The sequence below is a fragment of the Chryseobacterium arachidis genome, from assembly GCF_900129245.1.
GTDB lineage: Bacteria > Bacteroidota > Bacteroidia > Flavobacteriales > Weeksellaceae > Chryseobacterium > Chryseobacterium arachidis.
In genome coordinates this window covers 76,038-97,781 of record NZ_FQUT01000018.1, presented here as the reverse complement: position 1 = coordinate 97,781, position 21,744 = coordinate 76,038, and the positions used below count along the sequence as shown (strand labels likewise).

General features: G+C 35.9%; 17 protein-coding genes and 1 tRNA gene. 9 read left to right on the top strand and 9 right to left on the bottom strand.

All coding sequences use genetic code 11. The features are described from left to right. On the top strand, window positions 1-161 hold a 161-nt coding region (locus tag BUA89_RS21000; RefSeq protein WP_143152417.1), incomplete at its 5' end, for a transposase. 137 nt (window positions 162-298) lie between these two features. Here the strand turns inward: BUA89_RS21000 and BUA89_RS20995 are convergent. Then, window positions 299-383, bottom strand: a tRNA-Ser gene (locus BUA89_RS20995). A 257-nt stretch (window positions 384-640) separates the two neighbouring features. Here BUA89_RS20995 and BUA89_RS20990 point away from each other — a divergent pair. After that, window positions 641-1,114: a hypothetical protein gene (locus BUA89_RS20990; protein ID WP_072963563.1), complete on the top strand. Its 474-nt coding sequence runs from the start codon at window positions 641-643 to the stop codon at window positions 1,112-1,114. Between the two features lie 35 nt (window positions 1,115-1,149). On the opposite strand, the gene BUA89_RS20985 is transcribed toward BUA89_RS20990, so the two are convergent. Then, window positions 1,150-2,949, bottom strand: a complete 1,800-nt coding sequence (locus BUA89_RS20985) for a hypothetical protein (RefSeq protein ID WP_072963560.1) — start codon at window positions 2,947-2,949, stop codon at window positions 1,150-1,152. A 528-nt stretch (window positions 2,950-3,477) separates the two neighbouring features. On the opposite strand from BUA89_RS20985, the gene BUA89_RS20980 reads away from it, so the two are divergent. The 4 genes from BUA89_RS20980 to BUA89_RS20965 all read left to right on the top strand — a co-directional run bounded on the left by BUA89_RS20980 (window position 3,478) and on the right by BUA89_RS20965 (window position 9,102). Then, window positions 3,478-6,288, top strand: a complete 2,811-nt coding sequence (locus BUA89_RS20980; protein ID WP_072963599.1) for a TonB-dependent receptor — start codon at window positions 3,478-3,480, stop codon at window positions 6,286-6,288. A gap of 26 nt (window positions 6,289-6,314) precedes the next feature. Further along, the gene (locus BUA89_RS20975; protein WP_083531753.1) at window positions 6,315-7,340 is read left to right on the top strand and encodes a phytase; all 1,026 of its coding nucleotides are present in this window, start codon (window positions 6,315-6,317) and stop codon (window positions 7,338-7,340) included. A 285-nt stretch (window positions 7,341-7,625) separates the two neighbouring features. After that, window positions 7,626-8,684 (top strand): 3-oxoacyl-ACP synthase III family protein, encoded by a 1,059-nt coding sequence (locus BUA89_RS20970; protein ID WP_072963557.1) that lies wholly within the window; start codon window positions 7,626-7,628, stop codon window positions 8,682-8,684. Between the two features lie 223 nt (window positions 8,685-8,907). Next, window positions 8,908-9,102: a cold-shock protein gene (locus tag BUA89_RS20965; protein WP_072963554.1), complete on the top strand. Its 195-nt coding sequence runs from the start codon at window positions 8,908-8,910 to the stop codon at window positions 9,100-9,102. A 129-nt stretch (window positions 9,103-9,231) separates the two neighbouring features. On the opposite strand, the gene BUA89_RS20960 is transcribed toward BUA89_RS20965, so the two are convergent. From BUA89_RS20960 to BUA89_RS20940, 5 genes are all read right to left on the bottom strand, one after another. Next, window positions 9,232-10,224, bottom strand: coding sequence for an SDR family oxidoreductase (locus tag BUA89_RS20960; RefSeq protein WP_072963593.1), 993 nt, complete (start codon window positions 10,222-10,224; stop codon window positions 9,232-9,234). 222 nt (window positions 10,225-10,446) lie between these two features. Beyond that, complete coding sequence (locus BUA89_RS20955) at window positions 10,447-10,674, bottom strand: glutathione synthase (RefSeq protein ID WP_072963550.1); 228 nt, start codon at window positions 10,672-10,674, stop codon at window positions 10,447-10,449. A 282-nt stretch (window positions 10,675-10,956) separates the two neighbouring features. Beyond that, complete coding sequence (locus BUA89_RS20950; protein WP_072963548.1) at window positions 10,957-11,175, bottom strand: hypothetical protein; 219 nt, start codon at window positions 11,173-11,175, stop codon at window positions 10,957-10,959. 107 nt (window positions 11,176-11,282) lie between these two features. Then, window positions 11,283-11,894: an alpha-ketoglutarate-dependent dioxygenase AlkB family protein gene (locus tag BUA89_RS20945; RefSeq protein ID WP_072963545.1), complete on the bottom strand. Its 612-nt coding sequence runs from the start codon at window positions 11,892-11,894 to the stop codon at window positions 11,283-11,285. Between the two features lie 14 nt (window positions 11,895-11,908). Continuing rightward, a complete protein-coding gene (locus BUA89_RS20940) occupies window positions 11,909-14,800 on the bottom strand; it encodes an AsmA-like C-terminal region-containing protein (RefSeq protein WP_072963541.1) in 2,892 nt (963 codons plus the stop codon). A gap of 163 nt (window positions 14,801-14,963) precedes the next feature. On the opposite strand from BUA89_RS20940, the gene BUA89_RS20935 reads away from it, so the two are divergent. Next, the gene (locus tag BUA89_RS20935; RefSeq protein WP_072963538.1) at window positions 14,964-15,185 is read left to right on the top strand and encodes a hypothetical protein; all 222 of its coding nucleotides are present in this window, start codon (window positions 14,964-14,966) and stop codon (window positions 15,183-15,185) included. 9 nt (window positions 15,186-15,194) lie between these two features. On the opposite strand, the gene BUA89_RS20930 is transcribed toward BUA89_RS20935, so the two are convergent. Continuing rightward, on the bottom strand, window positions 15,195-15,656 hold the full coding sequence (locus BUA89_RS20930) for an NUDIX hydrolase (protein ID WP_072963535.1): 462 nt from the start codon (window positions 15,654-15,656) through the stop codon (window positions 15,195-15,197). 3 nt (window positions 15,657-15,659) lie between these two features. Continuing rightward, the gene (locus BUA89_RS20925; RefSeq protein WP_072963533.1) at window positions 15,660-16,409 is read right to left on the bottom strand and encodes an NUDIX hydrolase; all 750 of its coding nucleotides are present in this window, start codon (window positions 16,407-16,409) and stop codon (window positions 15,660-15,662) included. 581 nt (window positions 16,410-16,990) lie between these two features. Between BUA89_RS20925 and BUA89_RS20915 the strand changes: the two genes are divergently transcribed. Both BUA89_RS20915 and BUA89_RS20910 read left to right on the top strand, forming a co-directional pair. Continuing rightward, window positions 16,991-19,243 (top strand): TonB-dependent receptor, encoded by a 2,253-nt coding sequence (locus tag BUA89_RS20915; protein ID WP_072963527.1) that lies wholly within the window; start codon window positions 16,991-16,993, stop codon window positions 19,241-19,243. 10 nt (window positions 19,244-19,253) lie between these two features. After that, a complete protein-coding gene (locus BUA89_RS20910; protein WP_072963524.1) occupies window positions 19,254-21,545 on the top strand; it encodes a glycoside hydrolase family 3 protein in 2,292 nt (763 codons plus the stop codon). The last annotated feature ends 199 nt before the right edge of the window (window positions 21,546-21,744 follow it).

Genomic DNA, 21,744 nt, shown 5'->3' with positions numbered 1-21,744 from the left:
TTACCCGCCACTACAGCGATATTCTTAATTATTTTGAGAAGAGAAGCACTAACGCTTCAGCAGAATCCTTTAATGCAAAAATAAAAAACTTCAGATTACAGCTCAGAGGAGTAAGAGATAAATCGTTTTTCCTGTTCAGATTATCAAAACTTTTTGCTTAGTCCACAAGTTTTGTACTTGATCCGCGTTTGTGAAAATTTTGCGACACATAAAAACACAAAAAAAGCTGTAATAAATTAAATTACAGCTTTTTAAAAGAATTTTAAGCGTTTTTGAAAGTTTTAACTTCCATACTAAGCGGAGAGTGAGGGATTCGAACCCCCGGACCTGTTACAGTCAACAGTTTTCAAGACTGCCGCAATCGACCACTCTGCCAACTCTCCTTAAACTCTGATTATATCGTTGTTTTCAGTGGTGCAAATATAGAAACATTTTTAATATTGGCAAAATATTTTTTCAATAAAAATCTATAAAAGTATTTAGTGCTCTATTTTTCAACGTGAAAAAGTTGTTTATGCTATTTCTTAATTCTTATGGAAAGTAACAACATTAAACTGGTTTAAGAATAAAATATATTTGCATAAAGCTATATTGCATCACTATTTTCTATTTTTACAAGGATATATAAATTAATCATTAAATGTTTTCAATAAAATTCATCAGCCATATTATTGTTAAAGGAAAAATAGCAGTTCCAAAAAACATCGTTCATTTTTATGAAAATGATTGGAGTGCAAAAGTTCCATATACAGATATTCCGCTTAACTGTCAATCGATTGAAAATATCCGTAATGATTTCAGAAACTACGAAAATATTAATCAGATTCAAATGGAAAGCCATATAATCTCTCAGGAGACCAGAGAGCTTATGATTAAGATAACAGCAATCAATATCAATAGTTTTATGATTCAAAGTTTTACAGATTATCGTGAGTGCGATCCCATTGAGAATCTAATTTGTATTGTTGTCGATCAGGGAAAAATAATGCAGGATACTCTTCATGATGATGGTTACAATTATGTGCATAGTTATGGATATGACGATTATAAAATACTTTACTCCAACTATTACGATGCTGAATCTAAGTATACAAAAATTCTGGAAGGTGAATAAAAAACCTTCAAACTCAATTGAAGGTTTCATTATATCTAAATTACAGGTATTTCAATCTCCAAAATCCTCAGCCGATATTCCGAAAGCTGATTCATCAAGTTAACATCTTTCCTGAAAAAGTTGGATCCTTTAAACGTATTTTCGTAATATTCAATTCCCAGAAGAAGATTATTTTTAAAAGTATCCCATTTTTTAATCTGAGAATTCGTAATTGTTTCAGAAAAACCGACAATCTCTTTTTTAAGATAATCTACATATAATTTCAGTTCATTGATAAACATATTCGGGCGGTTGTGATTAGAAATAATGTTACCGTTTCCGTAAATATGCCGTACCATTTCCGAAAGGGAAACTTCTTTGTCAAAAAAAGCTAAATTCGGTCCCGGGCAGATAACGACTCCCTGCTTTTCACCCTTTATTTCAATATTATTTTCAAGATATGCTGCATTCACCAAACCCACACACAGACAGGCTTTTTCCGTGATATTCTCTTTTTTTTCCTTGTATAAATCAACTGTTATATTTTCTTTTTCCGCATCCAATTCTGCAAATTTGATGTCCTGATATTTCTTAGAAGCCGTACAGATTCCTTCTGATGAATATTCTTTGCTTAAAGCCAGTAATTTTTTAGGACACGAACTTCCATAGCGGTTTCTTTTTTGCTTTTCTTTTCTGATTGTTTCGTTTGAGCTTCCTTTCACTGTATTAAAAGGTACACCTAAAGGGGAAAGATTGCTTAAATAAAAATCGTTTTCTTTAGATTTAATCAATAATTCACGGGTTTCATTGTCCATTGATGTTGCTTCCGGAACCAATAAAAACGGAGAGCCCCAACCTACACTGTCAACGCTGTAATGTTTTAACAGAAACTCATGCTCTTCTGACGTGCCTACTCCACCCTGAACCGTAATTTTCATTTCAAGAGGTTGTAAAGCAGGCTGTTTTCCTTTCTGTTCCAGAGCTTTGTTCATTAAAATATATGCAGATTGAATTAATTCATCCTTTTTCAGTTTAAATTCTTCCAAAATAGGCCCCAGCAGTAAACCTTCTGTCGCAAAAGCATGACCGCCACAGTTTAACCCCGACTCTATTCTGTATTCTGAAACCCAGAGCCCTTTTTTAGCCAAAAAATTTCCCTGTATCAATGCTGAACGGAAATCACTTACTTTTAAAATAATTCTCTTTTTTAACCGTCCGTATTCATTAGGAAAAAAATCATCAAATTCTTCGATATAGCTGTATAAACGAGGGTTCATTCCGGCAGAAAGTACAACCGATGAAGACAATTTACTCTTGGCAAAGCCGCGCAAAGAAGCATGAGCATCATTAAACATGATAGGAAGCTGCTCATTCTTATTAAAATTATCTTTGTCAACTTTCGTCATGATATTAACATCGATACTTCCGGGAGCAAGATGTGTTTCAACGAAATTTTTTAGGGAAGAAGTGATATTTTCTTTTTGATGAAGAAAATTCTGTAAGCTTTCCTTGATTTCAGAAGTATTGGGAAGCATTTCCACAAAGTTCTTCAAAGCGGTTTTGTTTCTGGAAATTTCTTCTTTGAATGTCTCAAACTTTTCATTCACAATATCGTCGAGCATATCCAGATAAGCAGTGATCCTTTTTGCCCGATAATCTTCTGTTTTCGTAGAAATCCCAAAGTAGTTCAAATTGAACTTCTTATGGTAAAAATTTTTCATTTTCTCTATAATCTCATCATCAATTATAGAAACTACGGATGAAATACCGTATTGTGCCACACGAATCGGACTGTCGATCGTATAAGCCAATCCCATTACAGGAATATGGAAATTGTGCAAAGGTTTTTTAATCATTATGATTGAATTAAAAATAATTATTACCTCTAAATTCCCATCAACTCATTCACTATTGCAAAAATATCAGTTTAAATTTAATTATGTCATAAATAACAATCTAATTTGCTGTTTATGGAGAAAAGTCATTTTTTATTAGAGCCCGTTTAAATTTTAATCTAAATTTTCTTAAATGAAATAAACACAGTTTATTCTTTAATTAACCACTAAGGATTTAACTAATATTCTATTATTAATTAAGCATTGAGAATCAATAAATTGATTTATTAAGTTTTTTAAGCTTAAATTCTTAATGTTTAAAAAACTTAAACTGGCTCTTAAATAGAGTGATCTTTATTCCCTGATTTTCTTTGAAAACTCAGCCGCAAAAAGTTTTAATTTATTTTAATAAATATTTAAAAGTATCATAACAAACGTATTGAAAGCACCTCCGTTTCGTAACAATTCTTTAAAATAACCTTAAAATTATCGTCAACACATTTTCTAAACAAGCATTTAATTTTGTTCGAATTTAAATCTAAAGAGAAAGTGAAAAAAATTTTTACCTCTGTTTTATTGTGTGCATCAATTTTCTTTTATGCCCAGACAGGAACAGTTTCGGGAAACATTAATGACGATTCTAAAATCGCATTACCCGGAGCAAAAATTATCCTGACTCCCGGAAATATCTATACAACCTCCGACGATCACGGAAATTTTGTATTTCTGAATGTTCCGGCGGGAAATTACACCATGAAAATCGATTATCTGGGATATGGAGCCCACGAATATAATGTAACGGTAGAATCTGATAAAAATACCCGGCAGAATATTGTTTTTGCCAGAAAAGAAACCAGCATTCAGGAAGTTGTGGTAAACGGAGCAACTTTGAAAAACCAGGCAAGAGCTTTAAATAAACAAAAAAGCAATGCCAATATCACCAACGTTATTTCTTCCGACCAGATCGGGCGTTTTCCTGATGCCAATATTGGTGACGCTTTAAAAAGAGTTCCCGGAATTACCATCCAGAATGATCAGGGGGAAGCACGAAATTTAATTATCAGAGGTCTCGCTCCTAATTTAAATTCAGTCACATTAAATGGTGATAGAATTCCCTCAGCAGAAGGTGATAACAGGAATGTTCAGATGGATTTGATTCCTTCGGACATGATTTCCACGATTGAAGTTAATAAAACCCTTACTCCGGATATGGATGCCGATGCGATCGGAGGTTCCGTTAATTTAATTACAAGAGCTTCCCCGAACGGAAAGAGAATTTCGGCAACGTTGGCAGGAGGTTACAGCCCAATTCGTGAGAAAGGAAATTACACGGCAGGTTTGGTGTATGGAGACCGTTTTTTAAACAAAAAATTAGGAGCCGTTTTCAGTTTTTCATATAACAATAATAATTTCGGATCAGATAATATTGAGCCTACGTGGAGCCTTGCCGATGATGCAGCCCAAACCGCTTATGTAAGCAAAATGGGAATCCGTTATTACAACGAGCACCGTATCAGACACAGTTTTGATTTAAATTTGGATTATGAATTTAATTCAAAAAACAAGATTTATGCTTCTGCCATGTACAATTTCAGGAACGATAAAGAAAACCGATATGCTTTAGGGTACAAAATAGATCCGATTTATAATGCTGATGAAACTGCCATTACAGGCTGGGAAGGAAGCATGACCAGACAGAATAAAGGCGGAGATTTTAATAATGATAATACCCGCCTGGAAAGACAGAAAGTTCAGAATTATGCATTGAGAGGTGAACATTTATTAGGTTCCAAAATCGATTTGGATTGGGCAATGAATTACGCTATAGCCAGCGAAAAAAAACCTCACGAAAGAATTATGGAATTTGAAAGTGAAGATTTAACATTTTCAACTGACTTTTCAAATCCCAGAAAACCGATGATTATGCCAATTGGTTCGGACAATTTAGGAAATTATGCACTCAGTGATCTTTCGGATGCCAACAGCTTTACAGAGGAAAAGGAATTCGGCGCTAAAGTAAATCTTCGTTTTCCTTTTTCGGTTATTGACGAACAGAAAGGAAGAATCCGTGTCGGTGCCCGTTTACGAATGAAAACCAAAGAAAGAGAAAATGATTATTTTGCTTTCGAACCTGTTGATGATATGGGAAGCCTACTGAATATTCCGACTACTCATTTTGACGGACACAATTTTCAACCCGGAAATTATGTTCCCGGAACTTTTGCGAGTGCGGCTTATTTAGGACACTTGGATTTATTCAACTCAGGTTTATTTAATTCAGAATCAAAACCTGATGAATTTCTTTCCGGAAATTACAATGCCAAAGAAAATATTTATGCAGGATACATCCGTTGGGATCAGGATTTCAGTGATAAATTATCAATGATTGTCGGTGCCCGTATTGAAACCACCAATATTGATTACACAGGAAATTACGTTTTGGATGAAGAAGATCTGGTAGGAAAAATCACGAATACAAATACCTACACCAATATCCTCCCGAACTTGTCATTTAAATATGTTCCTGTTCAGAATCTTGTTCTTCGTGCCGCATTTACCACTGCTTTAGCCCGCCCGAATTATTACGCTTTGGTTCCTTATCTTAACGTTATTTCAGGAGACGAAGCTATTTCGGCAGGAAACCCGAATCTGAAGGCAACTTACTCTTACAATTTTGATTTCATGGCAGAAAAATATTTCAAATCTGTCGGAATTCTTTCTGGAGGAGTATTTTATAAGAATTTAAAGAACTTTATTTATACCTATTCCAGAAAAAACTATTCTGCAGCCGACTTCGCCAATGATTTCGCAGGACAATCCAACCCGATTCCCACAGGAGACAACAACTGGAGCTTTACACAGCAAAGAAATGGCGACAATGTAGATCTTTTCGGTTTTGAAGTCGCTTTACAAAGACAGTTGGATTTCATTCCGGGAGCTTTCTGGAAAGGGTTAGGAGTGTATGTTAATTATACTTACACGCATTCAAAAGCAAAAGGAATCACCAATGAAGACGGTTTGGAAAGAACAGATGTTGGATTTCCTGGAACGGCACCTCACATGTTCAACGGCTCTTTATCTTGGGAAAACAAACGTTTTTCGGCAAGAGTTTCTATGAATTATGCATCTCATTATGTGGATGAACTGGGAGGAAATTCATTCGAAGACCGTTATTACGACAAGCAGGTTTTCTTGGATGCCAATGCTTCTTACAAAATTACGAGTCAGTTGAGAATCTTTGCTGAAGCGAATAATTTAACCAATCAGCCGTTGAGGTATTATCAGGGAATCCAGAGCAGAACAGCTCAGGCTGAATTTTACAGACCGAGGTTTACCATGGGGGTAAAGTTTGATTTTTAATAATTAGCAAGTTTTTAAAATTTTAAATGAAAAAAGCAAACTACATCATAGCTTTATCCATTTTACCGCTTGTAGTAAATTGTGTCGGGCAAAGTCAATTAGGAAAAAAACTGAAACCAACCGTCGTGACAGAGACGGTAATGTACGATACGGATGATCCTGCGATTTGGATCAACCTTCAGGATGTCTCAAAAAGCATCATCATCGGAACCGATAAAGATACGAATGGCGGTTTGTATGCTTTCGATCTGGACGGAAAAATCATCAATAAAGTCTTAGGATTAAAACGTCCTAATAATGTAGATATCGAATACAGTTTTGAATTCAATGGAAAAAAAATAGACATTGCAGCCACTACCGAAAGGGAAACCAACACAGTAAAACTGTATTCTCTTCCCGACTTAAAGCAAGTTGGAGAGTTTTCAGTTTTTGATGGTGAAACAGAACGTGGCCCTATGGGAATTTCGATGTATAAAAATCCTCGAACCGGAGAAATCTTTGCTGTTGTCGGAAGAAAATCAGGGCCGAGCGATGGTTATCTTTGGCAATACAAATTGGGAGAAAAATCAGGAAAAATCACTGGAGAAGTTGTAAGAAAATTCGGAAAATACAGTGGCTTAAAAGAAATTGAAAGTATTGCTGTAGATGACGAAATGGGATATATTTATTATTCCGACGAGCAATTCGGGGTGCATCAATATTATGCAGATCCGGAAAAAGGTAATGAAGAATTAGCCGTTTTCGGAAAAGGTGATTTCAAATCTGATGTAGAAGGAATTTCTATTTATCCAACTTCTTCAAACACGGGTTATATCCTGGTTTCCAATCAGCAGAAAGATACTTTTAATGTGTATTTAAGAGAAAATCCGGCAAAAGGTATGATTGCAGAAATTCCTGTTTCTACGAGAGAAAGTGACGGCTCTGAGGTCACCAACATCAACCTGGGTCCAAAATTTCCGAAAGGTGTTTTTGTTGCCATGAGCAACGGAAGAGTTTTTCATTTTTACGATTGGCGAATTATTGAAGAAAGAATTAAAGCCAATACGAAATAACAGGAATAAAAATTCAGTTACTGTATTTCAAGAAAACCGTTGCAAACACTGTAATTGCAGCGGTTTCATTTTATAACACAAAACAGAGCTTTTTTAGTTAACATTTTCTAATTAATAATCTTCAAAACATATTATTTTTTATTGCAAAACATTTATTTAAATAAAAGATCTTATGTTAAACTCTATTAATTTCATTTAATTTTTAATAATAAATACAATTCCTTCTTTTTAATCGTTACTTTTACTCAATTATTCGTTTAAGCAAATATTGAAATCCAAGTATTAATGACAAGCAAAATCATTGGTGTAGGCAACTACATTCCTTCCGAAACTATTACCAACTTATTCTTTGATCAACATGTTTTTCTCAATGAAGACGGGATTGTATTAAAGGATAACAATGCTTCCATCACCCGTAAATTACAAAAAATTACAGGTATTGAGGAAAGAAGATACGCCACCAGCAATCAGGTAACTTCGGACCTGGGATTCATTGCTGCACAGGCCGCCATAGAAAATGCAGAAATAGATCCTGAAACGCTGGATTATATCATATTTGCACATAATTTTGGCGATGTACGATTCGGTACTGTACAATCTGATATGGTTCCCAGCCTTGCGGCAAGGGTGAAACATTTATTAAAAATAAAAAATAATTTCTGTGTGGCGTATGATGTGTTGTTCGGCTGTCCGGGATGGATTGAAGGGGTAATACAGGCCAATGCATTCATTAAATCGGGTATTGCAAAAAAATGCCTGGTCATCGGGGCGGAAACGCTGTCGAGAGTTGTTGACATCCATGACAGAGACAGTATGATCTATGCAGATGGTGCCGGAGCTGTTGTTTTGGAGGCTAATTGTGACGAATCTGGAATACAGTCTCATCTTTCAGCTTCCTATACCTTTAAAGAAAAAGACTATCTGTATTTTGGGAAATCTTATAACAACGAAAGCTGCCCAAATACAAAATACATCAAAATGGACGGCAGAAAAATCTATGAGTTTGCCCTTCTGAACGTACCGGATGCCATGAAACAATGCTTTGATAAAAGCGGATATCCTATTGAGCAATTAAATAAAATCATTATCCATCAGGCAAACGAAAAGATGGACGAAGCCATTGTAGAAAGGTTTTATCAGCTGTATGACAAGCCTATGCCCGATCATATCATGCCGATGGTTATTGATAAATTGGGGAACAGCAGTGTAGCAACTATCCCTTCTCTTTTGGCAATGATTCTAAACGGAGAGCTGGAAGCCCATCAGATTGAAAAAGGCGACGTCCTTTTATTTGCATCCGTAGGCGCCGGAATGAATATCAATGCCTTTGTATATAAATATTAAATTTATCTCTTTTCCGGGAAGTCAATTATTAAAAAAACATATATTCATTTTATTTAATGTATATTTGCGATATAATTAATGAATAGGTTCTGCCTTTGCTGCCTGCTGTAGTTTAAAATTTTCATTTTTTTCTTTCAGTTCTGCTTTTTCAGCTGCCCGTTTAAGATTAAATTTAAAGTAATCTACAGATTATAACAACAACAATTTTTTAATATAAATTACCATGCAAGAAGGCACAGTAAAATTTTTTAACGAAACTAAAGGTTTCGGATTCATTTCTCCGGCAGACGGTAGCAAAGACGTATTTGTACATTCATCAGGTCTGGTTTCCAGAAACATTCGTGAGAATGACAAAGTTACTTTCGAAGTTAAGGAAGGACCGAAGGGTTTAAATGCTGTTAATGTAAAATTAGCGTAATCATTAATACCTGAACAGTATTAATATTTTTTTATCATCTTTCACAGTCAGAAAGGTTTTAAAATTCAGATATTAAAGTAAAAAAGCTCTGAGCAAATTGTTCAGAGCTTTTTTTTTATGGATAAAACATTATTTACTGTTCGAAGATCTGGTTTTCAGAAACATATAGGTAAGTCCTAGTCCAAGCCCTGTCAATAAAGCAATTTTTGTTTTTCTGGAAGGAACGGGAAGTATGGTTTCGCCATAAATTCTGTGGGGTTCCGATGATGGCTCCAGAACATTTCCTGAATCGGAAGGTGCATTTTTCACTTTCATTAATAACCTCATTGCTGCAGAAGCTGTATTGATGATAGGTTTTGGAAATAATCCGTACATATTTTTCATCATCATAGAAGTAAAATCCGGAAACAGATCTTTTCTTGGATTTTTTGCCAATTCAACCATTTTTGCTGCGGTATCTCTCGGGTCGGCTGCAAAAGGAGGAATTTTAAAATCAAGCCCCGAATATTTTGCAGAATGCATATTTCCTGTAGAACGCTGAATTTGTGGGTACAGATTACAGATATGCACATTCGGAAAATCTGAAATTTCCCCATGAAGACATTCCATCATCCCTCGAATTCCGAATTTGGTCGCTGAATACACTGCACTGTACGGAGCAGGCATAAAGCCTCCGATAGAAACATTATTGATTAAAATTCCCTCATTCTGTTTTTTAAAAATTGGCAGAACACTGTACGCTCCGTGCATATAGCCGAAAAGATTGGTTTTAATCACCTGTTCATTAAGATCCATCGGGATTTCTTCGAACTTTCCGCTTGCCATTACGCCCGCATTGTTTACCCAAATATCAATTCTTCCATTGAACTGTAATGCTTTGTTTGCCAAATTTTGAACGTCCGAAGCGATGGAAACATCTGTAGGAACAGCCAATGCAGAAACTTCCAAATCCCTGCATAAAGCGACCGTTTCGTCCAGTCCTTCTTTTCCTCGTGCTGCAACAACAATATTACAGCCTTCAAGGGCAAAAGCCTCCGCGACGGCTCTTCCCACTCCGCTGCTTCCTCCTGTAATGACGACAGTTTTTCCTTTGAGACTGTGTAATTGATCTTCTGATTTCATTTTGTGAATGTTTTGGTTTAATACCATAAACCTATTATTATGCCATAAAAGAATATTTTAATTCTGAATTAGCCAGAAAAATTTTGGTTAACTAACAATATTGGAAGTTCTTCCGTACAAAATTTCTGATATCTGCCTTAACAATTGTAATAGGAATATCATGATCTTGCTTTTATACAAATGGGATTATACAATAAAATCCCCACGTTCTGGTGGGGATTATTATTCGTCATAGATTACCCTTCCTTCAAACGGTTCGCTCCAAAAGATAAAAATACTTTCGTCGTGTCTGTGAATTTCGGCTTGAACATTTTCGTACTCACCATCTTCTTTTTGTCTTTCCACAATCAGATCGACACCTTCCCCGATATTTCCTTTACGGAATTCTATTTTATATTCTCCGGATTCGTCTCTTGCAAAATCTTCTTTTTTAAAATTTCTATGTGCCATAACTTTATTTTTTAAGTAAGAGAATAAACCATGCCAAGAAGAATTTTATTATTTTTTCTTAAAAAATCTTAAATAAACTTAAAATTTTTCGTTAAGTAATTTAATGGCATAATATTTTAATACAGTTAGGTAACTCATGTTTAATTTGAGTTTTCATGGTTATTAGTTTTTATCCTCAGATTCTCTCTGGGGATTTTTTATTTGATGAGACTGGTAAAATTTCACAAAAAAAGAACATCTACAAAAGCTGTTCTTTAATTTATACTACTGAATAGTGATGAGTTATATCGCATATGCCCCTCTGTTTTGATAGACATTGATGCCCTCAATTTTATCATTGGCAGTATTATAAATGACTTCTACAGAAAAATGTGAAACTTCATAAAGTACATACTTTATCGTATTGACCATTCTTTCATTCATGATACGTCCTTCGTTCATTACAAAACTGCACTGCTCCTGGTTTGGCATATTTTTAAAATCGTAATAGGAAATATTCATAGCTGCTGTTTTTTAATAGTTTCTATTACATATAGACAATTTCTTTGCCAAATATTGTTAATTTCTTATGTTTTTCAATAATGTGGTATATTTAATTCGTTTTGAAATCATAATTCACGAATCAGGCGGAAAGTAAGATTGATTCTTGGCTTCATCAGCTTGGCCGATTTGGCAATTCTGTGTTCCCAATGCATTTGTAGATCACCTTTCATGATTAATAATGATCCATGTTTCAGCGCTAAGCTATGTTTTTGCTGATGATCTTCAACATTTCTGAAATCGAAATTTCTGGTCTGCCCCAAACTCACCGAAGCAATAACCGGGCGGTCTCCCAGTTCACTGTCTTTATCCCGATGCCACGCAACGGAATCGTTGCCGTCCCGATATAAATTCAACAAAACAGAATTGAATTTGTAGCCTGAAAATTTTTCTATTTTAAGCTTTAAATTAAGCAGTTCCGGCGACCACTGATTAACATTGAATTCGTTTCCACCCAAATGATAAACTTTACTTTCATCGCCATACCAGGCCGTTAAACGTGGGGTAAGTACCATTTTTTGATACATTCTCTGCGTATTCTGCTTCCAGGGAGTTTCATTCAGAAGTTTTTCTTCAAGCTTCGATGCTGCTTTTTCGGATAAGAAAGCAGGTGTATAATCCAACAACTCTTCCGGAAAATGATAATATTCATCTGCATCAAATAAACTTAACTGACTCACTTTTTTTGCTTGAATTATTTTTCTTTAACGTCTTTACTAATTTGTTTTTCTGCCTTTTTCGCTTTCTGCTCCTGAGCTGCTTTTTCCTTCCGCTGCTGTCTTCTCGTCTTTTTCTCGGCACGCCGTTCCTCACGGATGACTTTGTTGGTTTTCTTATTATACAGGGCATCAATAATTCCCTGTCCTGTTTTACTGAAAATCTTAATTTTCGGTTTTTCGTGAGTTCCGGTCACAACAATTGGAAAACCAATTAAACCACCGGGAAGAATCCCGACACGGATCCTTAAATCCAGCAAGCCGTTGAAACTTGTTGTTCCGCTGATTGTCGGCCGCAAGATAGAAACTTTGAAGGTAAATTTATCAACGTGGATCAAATTATTTTTGATGTGTGTTTCGATATTTACTCCTTTCATATTCGGATCGTTGAAAGCTTTTGCTCCGATATTATCTCCCACTGCCGAAAGCATTTTCAGGTTTTTAACTTCCACATCACGAAGATTTACTACTCCTCCCCCTTCTAGAGACGGATAAATCGGCTTCATATTTTTGTCGAAATCCCCTTTTAATTTATAATCCAAAGATACAATTCCTTTTACATTTTTCGCTGCCGTAGCCATTTCACGCACCATATCAATTTCATTGTACGCTCTCTGAACATCAAAATCCAGAACTTTCAAAGCAACATCGTAATTTGCTGTCAACGGAGATTCATCCTGATAACGGGCATCAATATTCATGCGGCTTCCGACTATATCAAATGAAGTATTTTTAAGATAAACCTGACCTTTTTCCACCGAAGCGGTTCCCTTCAGATGATTCAATCCTAATCCTTTAAATTCAACTTTCCTTGCACTAACCCCCAAAGAAACATCCAGATTTTTCGGGATAATCACCACTCCGCTGCTTTTAGGATTTTCTACTTTTGCATATTCAACTTCTATTGACTTGTCGGTATTGTCGCCGTTTTTCAACGCCATAAACTCATCGATCAGAATATAATTTGAATTTAAATTAAATTTTCCGTGAAGCGTTCCCTTTCTTTCAATAAAATAATTAATCGTATTTAAAAGATAGCCATTCAAAGCAAAATCTGACTTTCCGTAGGTTGCAAAGAACTTTCTGAACCACATTTTCTCATTCTCAAACTGAAAATTTCCTTCTTTAATGTAAAACGATTTAGGAAGATATTCTGTCGTGGCCTTTATATTTTTTAAAATTAAATTTCCTCTGTTATCTAATTTGCTGTACTGGCCTGTCGTTGCATAACTTTGTCTGCCATTTAAAGACAAGTCTGCCATAATCAGACCACTGATATCCAAGCCTTTTTTAGCAAAAACTTTATAAATTCTTCCCACATTCAGCACCCCTTTTGCACGCACTTTATACAGAACATCTTCGAAATTCTGCAAATCTGCATTTACAAAAACAGGATTTCCTTCAAAATCAAATTTAAACGGATCGAGCTTTACGCCTAAACTCTTGAAAGTACCGTCCGTATTTATAATATTGGCAACAATATTAATATTCTGAATTGGATTCGGATAATATTTTGTCTTTAGCCAACCGTTTTTCAGATTCAGATAACCGTTCGTTTTCGGGAATAATTTTTTATCTAAGCTAAAGATTCCGTTTGCTTTAATATTTGTATCCATCAAACCTCTCACATCAATGTCTTTCAACCCCAAAGCCTGACTTAAAGTTTGCAAATTGACCGCACCTTTAACATCTGCATTGATCTGCATTTCTTCCAAACCTTTGGTTTTTACCACCGCTTTAAAATTGTTATTCGGACCCAAATCAAAGCTTAGATTTTTTAAATCCAAACCCAATTGTTCTGTATTTAAATCCGGCAGATCCACATTCAGATCCATATTGAAATTGTTCATCGGGACCGGTGCTTTTCCATTGGAAACAAAACCGTCTTTCACAAGCAGCCTAGCCTTTAATCTTGGTTTAAGGTTTTTCGGTTCGCTGAATCTTCCTTTTAAGCTGAAAAACAAATCGCTGTTTCCTTCTATTTTACTGTCTTTTCCCCATTCCATATACTGCGGTGGAAGAACGGAAATCATATCCCGAATTGTCGTTTTCTCTGAAGCTGCATTTATATCGAGATTGTAACCATCTTTCAGAATACTTACAAAACCTGTGAATTTTAAAGGTAATTCATTAATTCTCAACTCATTTTTTCTCAATACAAAAGTCAGCGCATTGGTGTTAATTCTCGTAATCAAATCTGCATGCAACGTTTTCTGTTTGGCGTAATAAATTCTGTTTAAACTAAAATCAAGCTTATCAATATCCAAATCTGTAGTAAGGTCAAAAATATCTTCGCTTAAGCCACCTTTTCCGGTATAGTTCAAGCCTTTTGCATCAACCAAAACTCTGGCTGAATGGTCAATATATTTAATATTCCAGTTTCTCAGCTTAATTAAATCGAGTTTAATCGAAGCTCCTGTACTTGTTGTATCTTTTGGTTTTTCAGAAGGTTTCGCCACATAAACATTATAGTTTGCCTGTCCTTTGCTGTTGACAAAAACATTTCCGTAAGCGTCTGTAACGTAGATTTCATCGATTTTCACCTGTCGGTCAAAAATCAAATTTTTCAGGTTAATTCCCACTGCAACTTCTTTTGCAGCGAGCAAGGTATCGTTTTCAAATGGTTTTGATCCCTTCAATAAAAAATCATCGACAGAAACCGTCAATGAAGGAAAATGTCTGAAAAATGTGAGATGCGTTTTTTTATAATCGAGTTTACCCGCAAGATGTTTGTTGGCAAATATTTTTACCTGTTCAGAGATCGTTCCCGGAAATAAAATCGGAATAATGAACATCAGAAAAAGTATGGCTGCGATTGAAATTCCCGTCCATTTTAGAATTTTCAAAACTATTTTAGTAAACCTTTCCATGATTTGATAATTTTGAGATTAACAAATTAACAGTTATCTAAAATCAAGCCATTGGCGGTAAATTTTATTCTATAACAATACCACAGATATCCATTTAATAAAGAGAAAAGAAGCAAATGGCATAATTTATTCATTAGCCCAGAATAACTTAAAAAAGTATTGTATGAACTTTAAAGAAGCAAAAAAACACAAAGAAGAGTCGCTAAAAAATGCAGACAAATCTGTGCTGGAACTTTTTCACATTGTAATAACTCCATCTAATACTGACGAAAGCGCAAAATTTATAGAAGATTTTCTAAAAAATCCTGAATCTTTTAATGATGAAAGTTGTAAGAAGTATTGTTCGGATGATGATTTTGAAGTAGTGAGTTTTAAGAAGGAATAAATTAAGCACCTACTTTAATTTCATTAATTCTTCAAGCTGAATAATGAAATCAACCTGAGCGGAATTTATTTTCGTTTTTGCTTCTTCAGTATCAAACCATTCCCATTGGTCAACTTCGGGAATTTCTATTACTTTACCTGATTTTGGGGGCCATTCAAAACCAATGGTATTGCTTTTAAAGTCTGACATTTCTATGTAGCTTTCTACCGCCCACGCAAAAACGGTTTTTCCTCCTTTTTGCTTAATTGGATTCAATTCAATAAAATCACCGTTGATTTGTTTGCCAGTTTCTTCTCGGAATTCTATTAAAGCACGCTCAAGAAAATTTTCGTCTTCCAAAACTTCTCCTTTAGGAATCGACCACGCTCCCAAATCTTTTTTTTTCCAGAAAGGTCCGCCAGGATGCACCAGAAAGTAGAAAAACTTCTCATTATTTCTTTTAAACAGTAAAATCCCTGAACTTATCTTCATGATCTACCAATTGTTTAGTCCATTTTCTAAAGCTTTGGCATAATTTCCCTCGTCAAAAGAATAAAGATCCGGCGCTTTATGAGCCCCCCCCATTCTGCGTTCATCTAATTTTTTCAGAATTCCTAAGTTCTTAATTTTTCTGTAAAAATTTCCTCTGTTTAATTCTTTTCCTAAGATCACTTCATACAATTTCTGCAGTTCGGAAAGCGTAAATTTCTCAGGTAGAAGATTATACCCGATGGGTTTATGTGATATTGTTTCTCTTAAAGTTAACAGCGCTTTTTCTATAATTTCCCGATGATCCATCGCCAATTCAATTTCGGGAAGCTTGCTTAAATAAATCCATTCACAGGTTTCGCTGAATTCGTCCGCTATCGGGTTAAACTGATCAGGATTATACAAAGCATAATACCCTATCGAAACAAATCTCTGCTTATGAAACAGGGTTTCGTCAAAATCCTCAAAATAAAACTCACTTCTGTTTTTCTTACCAAAAACACCAAATTCCTGTAAATAAACGTCGGTAAGACCTGCTCTATCCTTCAAAATTCGTACAACCGCCTCATCCAGATCTTCATCTTTTCGCACATATCCTCCAGGAAGAAGCCATTGTTTCCGGTAATTCATTTTCAAAAGCAAAACTTTCAGTTCATTCTGATCAAAACCAAAAATTACGGGATCTGCCGATAGGTGAGGCAAAAAAATCTCTTTTGCTTCGTTCGATTTATTAAGGAGTTGCTGTTTAGAATCCATTGAAGAATAAAATCTTATAAGACAAATTTAATGATAAAAATCCTGACGTCATATGAAAAAAGAGCTCTTGAGGTACTTTTTGGGGAAAATTTAAACTGATTTTTATCATTGTTTCCATAAGAATCAATAAAAACTATCCTTTTACATTAAAATTACAAATCTGATTATCAATTCATTAAATTAATTATTAAATTTTATTAACATTTTGTTTGGTAAATTAAAGGAAACAATGTAGTATTGTAATGTTTCACATTGAAGCAATGAATTTAAACACGTTCTGGGATAAAATTACTTTGATAAATAGCTCTTTCTTTGAGTAAAAAATTCAGGAAAAAGATACACTTGTCTTTCACTGAAGATTGCACTTTCTTGCAAGAGTAAACTTGCAATGTATGCGATAAAATTAAATGCTGATGAAAACCGGCTGTAAATAATCCTTCCGGTATTGAAAATTAAAGCCTCATCCAATGATTTTTTTGGATGCAAGATATTTTGTGTCTTTTTTAAACGTATTAATACAATTAAAAAACTGATAATCAATAAATTAAAATTATAAAGAAGAAATTATAACTAACTGTACGATGAGAAAATCAACCCTAAAAATTTCAGCATTAGGCCTAATGCTTTCCTTTGTCACCGCTTTTGGACAGGAAACAGATAGCTTAACTGTTAAAAATGCTTTAAAAGAAGCTTCAAAAACCCAGGAAGGCGTAAAAACTGTGACTTCCAAAGAAGACAACAACAGAAACGTAATGCTGAACGCAGCCAATAATACAAGTCCGAGAGACGTGAATATCGGTTTGCCGGCAACGGTGGGAGGCATTACAATCCTTGAAAACGATTTGCCTACTGTTTACTTTTTCTGGCCCGAACTACCCAACAAAACGTGGAGACAAAGTGTAGGTCTTGAAAGAACCGGACTTTTAAAAATGGACCAATTAGCCAACACAATGGGTGACCTTGGTTTCGCGGTTAATTCTTATTCTCAAACGGGGACTAAAGATTTTAAACTGAAAGGAAAATTCACGACGAGTACTTTTGGGTGGTTACAAGGCGATGTCAATGCTTCCGGGCCGATTTCAAAAAACGGTTGGACATATACGGTTGGTGCTTTTGCTAATTACGACCCAAGTACTTTTAAGCTAGGATTCAACAGAAATGTGGATGAAACCAAAATTTTCAGAGCGGGAGTTACCAAATATTTCAATGATGATAAAGGTAAAATCTCGATCTTATATAAATATGCAGATTCTTTCAACGCAGGAAACTACGCGGTTTTCCAATATGGAGCGGAAGGAAAAGTGACGGAGCTTGACAATTTCAGAATCGGAAGAGATTCTTATGTGGTGAACGATGGACAGATCAGAATGAAAGATATCCTTTCAGGACAGGATTACTGGGCTGGAATGAGTGGAAAAGATAACAGAACGTCTTCCCACAACATCGATATTTTCGGAAATTATTTATTGAATAACGGCTGGAATTTCAAATTCTCAACAAGAGCGCATTTTGCAACTGCAAGAATGTCAACCATTATTCCTTTGAGTATTTTCAATGCGGATGCTTCGGCGGGTTATACTTTGCAAAACGGTCAGGCTTACTCAGGTCCGGTTGGGACTCAGTTGGCGATGCATACGCCTGAAACTCCGATTACCAATATCGCAGGTCGTTTTTCATTAAACAAACAAATCGGAAATCATAATGTGACTGTCGGTTTGTTGGAACAATATTATAACATCGATAAATTCACCTCAAACCGTTCGTTCTTTTTCCAGACTGTTGGAGCGCAGCCTCAGAGATTGATTGGTCCAAATACGGACAGCTACGGATTCTACAATTACAACGTTGGCGGAGAATTCCACAGCGGAACAGAAAACAAACTTTCGGTTTATGCCAACGACGAATGGAAAGTTTCTGATAACTTCAATATAAGCTACGGGCTGCATTTAAGAAATCAAATCATTGACGGACAGTATTCTACAACACCAAGGTCTCCTAATTTTGTTTTCGGAGCTAATGATTTCCAGAATATCAAAGAAAACTGGTTCCACATCGCAGGAAGTTTGAATGCCACTTATAACATCAATAAAAACTTCGGGCTTTTAGCTAACTTCTTATATACCGAAGAAAACAGAAGATTGGAGAGTTATTCTCAGCCATTCACACCAGATACAGGAAAAATCAAAAGTCCATTGGGAGCGTTCGGAGTTTTCTGGAATACCAATTTCATTCAGTTGATTTCTCAGGCCACCTGGTTGACGAAGAACGGATATTTAGGAAGATACAACCTCGTAAATCCTAATAATACCACACAGGTAAGCGTTGCTCAGGTAGATTACAGCATTCAAACATTAGGTTGGACGACTGACTTTGTTTTGAAGCCTTTCAAAGGATTCAATTTACACTATTTGATAACATTCCAAAATCCGGTTTACAAAGATTTTGCATTTGATGCTTTTGGACAAAACTACAATTATGGAGACAAAAATGTAGTTGGAGTTGCGAAAACATTGATGGAAATCGACCCGAGTTATACAACAGGGAAATTCAGATTCTGGGCAAGTTTCAGATATTTCTCTAAGCAATATGCAAGTATTACGAATGCATTGTATTTCGCTCCGAGATGGGAAACTTTTGGTGGTGTGAATTATACGGTTAATAAAAATATCAATTTGGGTGCAACAGTAATCAACTTCCTGAACCAAAGAGGAGCAAGTGGAACCATCAACGGTGCCGAATTGATTACAGACGCAAGTCAATATTACGGAAGATTGCTGACGGGTACGTACATTATGCCATTGACAGGTCAATTCTCAGTAAGCTTTAATTTCTAAAATGTAAACAATGAAAAGAACGGTTTTAAATGTTGCTGCATTATTTTTAGGAGTAACAGCATTTGCACAAAATATTCAAACAGTTACGAATTCTAAAGGTCCTGTTTTGGGATATTCCACAGATTCTGGTGTTAAAATTCTGACAGTCGGAGGAAATAAATTCAAAGATTTAAATAAAAACGGAAAACTCGATAAATACGAAGACTGGAGACTTCCTGTTGATGAAAGAGCGAAAGATTTAGCTTCAAAAATGTCTATCGAACAGATTGCAGGTTTGATGTTATACAGCGGTCACCAATCGGTTCCGGCGCCACCAGATGGCATAAGAGCAGGAAAATATAACGGCAAATTTTATAAGGAGAGCAGTGCAAAAGCCTCTGATTTAACAGATCAGCAAAAGAAATTTTTAAAGGAAGACAACCTTCGTCACGTTTTGGTAACCACGGTAGAATCTCCTGTAATTGCCGCACAATGGAGCAACAATATTCAGGCCTATATCGAAGGTTTAGGATTGGGAATTCCTGCGAACAACAGTACAGACCCGAGACATTCTGCAACAGTAACAGCCGAATTTAATGAAGGAGCCGGCGGCCAGATTTCTCTTTGGCCAGATGGATTGGCGATGGGTGCCACTTTCGACCCGGAATTGGTTAAAAAATTCGGAAACATCGCTGCTCAGGAATACAGAGCGTTGGGAATCTCAACAGCATTATCTCCACAAATCGATTTAGGAACAGAACCTCGTTGGTACAGAATCGCTTACGTCTTTTCTGAAAGTCCGGAATTAACGGCGGATTTAGGAAGAGGTTACATCGATGGTTTCCAGACCACTTCTGGCAGCAAAAACGGTTGGGGAAACAAAAGTGTGAATGCAATGGTAAAACACTGGCCGGGAGGCGGACCTGAAGAAGGCGGTCGCGACGGTCACTGGGCAATGGGGAAATTTGCGGTTTATCCGGGGAATAATTTCCAAAATCACGTAAAGCCTTTTACAGAAGGTGCTTTCAAATTAAATGGTGGAACTAAGGAAGCTTCTGCGGTGATGCCTTATTACACGATTAGCTTTGATCAGGATACAAAAAACGGCGAAAATGTTGGAAACGGTTACAGCAAATATTTAATCACAGATTTACTTCGTGGAAAATACAAATATGACGGCGTAGTTTGTACCGATTGGCTAATTACAGCGGACGAACCAAAAACACCGGGCGGATTTGCCGGAAAACCTTGGGGCGCAGAAAAATTATCCATCGCGGAACGTCATTATAAAGTGTTGGAAGCGGGTGTTGACCAATTTGGAGGAAATAATGACAAAGGACCCGTTCTGGAAGCCTATCAAATGGGCGTAAAAGAACACGGCGAAAAAGCGTATCGTGCAAAATTTGAGCAGTCAGCCGTTCGCTTATTGAGAAATTTCTTCAGAACCGGATTATTTGAAAATCCTTATGTCAATGTTGAAGAAACCAAAAAAATCGTTGGTAATCCTGAATTTATGAAAGCAGGTTACGAAGCTCAGGTAAAATCTATCGTACTATTGAAAAACAAAGCGAATATTCTTCCGATCAAAGAAAGAAAAACGGTTTACATTCCGAAGAGATATTCTCCGGCAACGTTCAACTGGTGGGGGATTTACACGGCTCCTACTTTGGATTTCCCTGTTGATATCGAGAAAATCAAGAAACATTATAACGTAACCGAAGACCCTACAAAAGCGGATTTTGCATTGGTTTTTGTGAAAAGTCCGCACAGTGAAGAAGGTGGTTACAGCGACATCGATGCTAAAGAAGGCGGAAACGGTTACCTTCCGATTTCTCTTCAATACCAGACTTACACAGCGACAGAAGCTCGTGAAAAAAGTATCGCAGCGGGAGATCCTGTTGTTGCACCCAACGTACACGACAGAACTTTCAAAAATAAAACTTCAACGGTGACCAACTTTACAGATTTGTTGACGATTGAAAATACATACAAAGCAATGAACGGAAAACCTGTCATTGTTTCTGTAACGGCTTCAAAGCCGATGGTTTTCAACGAATTTGAAAAGCACGCTGATGTAATTCTGATGAACTTCAATGTATCCAATCAAGCGGTAGTTGATATCGTAACAGGAAAATACGAGCCTTCAGGATTACTTCCTTTACAAATGCCTGCAAATATGGCAACCGTTGAAAAACAAAAAGAAGACGTACCTTACGATATGGAAACACACAAAGATTCCGAAGGTCACAACTACGATTTCGGATACGGAATGAACTGGTCTGGTGTAATCAAAGATGCAAGAACAGCGAAATATAAAAAGTAATTGAAAAGATTCTGAGTCTGTATTGTACAGGCTCAGAATTTTATTTTTTGAATTAAAAACTGTCTGATTTTTAAACCACAAAAGTCACAAAAGATTAAAGCTATAATTAATATTTAAAAAAAGTTCACAAAATCGAAAATCAAAGATTTTCAAAACTAATGTGTTCTAATATTTTCAAAGCTTTAAAACTTAAATCTAA

Coding starts and splice junctions, on each gene's coding strand:
- BUA89_RS20910 (WP_072963524.1), top strand. CDS start 19,254: ATGAAAAGAACGGTTTTAAATGTTGCTGCATTATTTTTAGGAGTAACA.
- BUA89_RS20960 (WP_072963593.1), bottom strand. CDS start 10,224: ATGAAATCAGAAGATCAATTACACAGTCTCAAAGGAAAAACTGTCGTC.
- BUA89_RS20940 (WP_072963541.1), bottom strand. CDS start 14,800: ATGGAAAGGTTTACTAAAATAGTTTTGAAAATTCTAAAATGGACGGGA.
- BUA89_RS20965 (WP_072963554.1), top strand. CDS start 8,908: ATGCAAGAAGGCACAGTAAAATTTTTTAACGAAACTAAAGGTTTCGGA.
- BUA89_RS20985 (WP_072963560.1), bottom strand. CDS start 2,949: ATGATTAAAAAACCTTTGCACAATTTCCATATTCCTGTAATGGGATTG.
- BUA89_RS20915 (WP_072963527.1), top strand. CDS start 16,991: ATGAGAAAATCAACCCTAAAAATTTCAGCATTAGGCCTAATGCTTTCC.
- BUA89_RS20970 (WP_072963557.1), top strand. CDS start 7,626: ATGACAAGCAAAATCATTGGTGTAGGCAACTACATTCCTTCCGAAACT.
- BUA89_RS20990 (WP_072963563.1), top strand. CDS start 641: ATGTTTTCAATAAAATTCATCAGCCATATTATTGTTAAAGGAAAAATA.
- BUA89_RS20935 (WP_072963538.1), top strand. CDS start 14,964: ATGAACTTTAAAGAAGCAAAAAAACACAAAGAAGAGTCGCTAAAAAAT.
- BUA89_RS20930 (WP_072963535.1), bottom strand. CDS start 15,656: ATGAAGATAAGTTCAGGGATTTTACTGTTTAAAAGAAATAATGAGAAG.
- BUA89_RS20925 (WP_072963533.1), bottom strand. CDS start 16,409: ATGGATTCTAAACAGCAACTCCTTAATAAATCGAACGAAGCAAAAGAG.
- BUA89_RS20975 (WP_083531753.1), top strand. CDS start 6,315: ATGAAAAAAGCAAACTACATCATAGCTTTATCCATTTTACCGCTTGTA.
- BUA89_RS20950 (WP_072963548.1), bottom strand. CDS start 11,175: ATGAATATTTCCTATTACGATTTTAAAAATATGCCAAACCAGGAGCAG.
- BUA89_RS20955 (WP_072963550.1), bottom strand. CDS start 10,674: ATGGCACATAGAAATTTTAAAAAAGAAGATTTTGCAAGAGACGAATCC.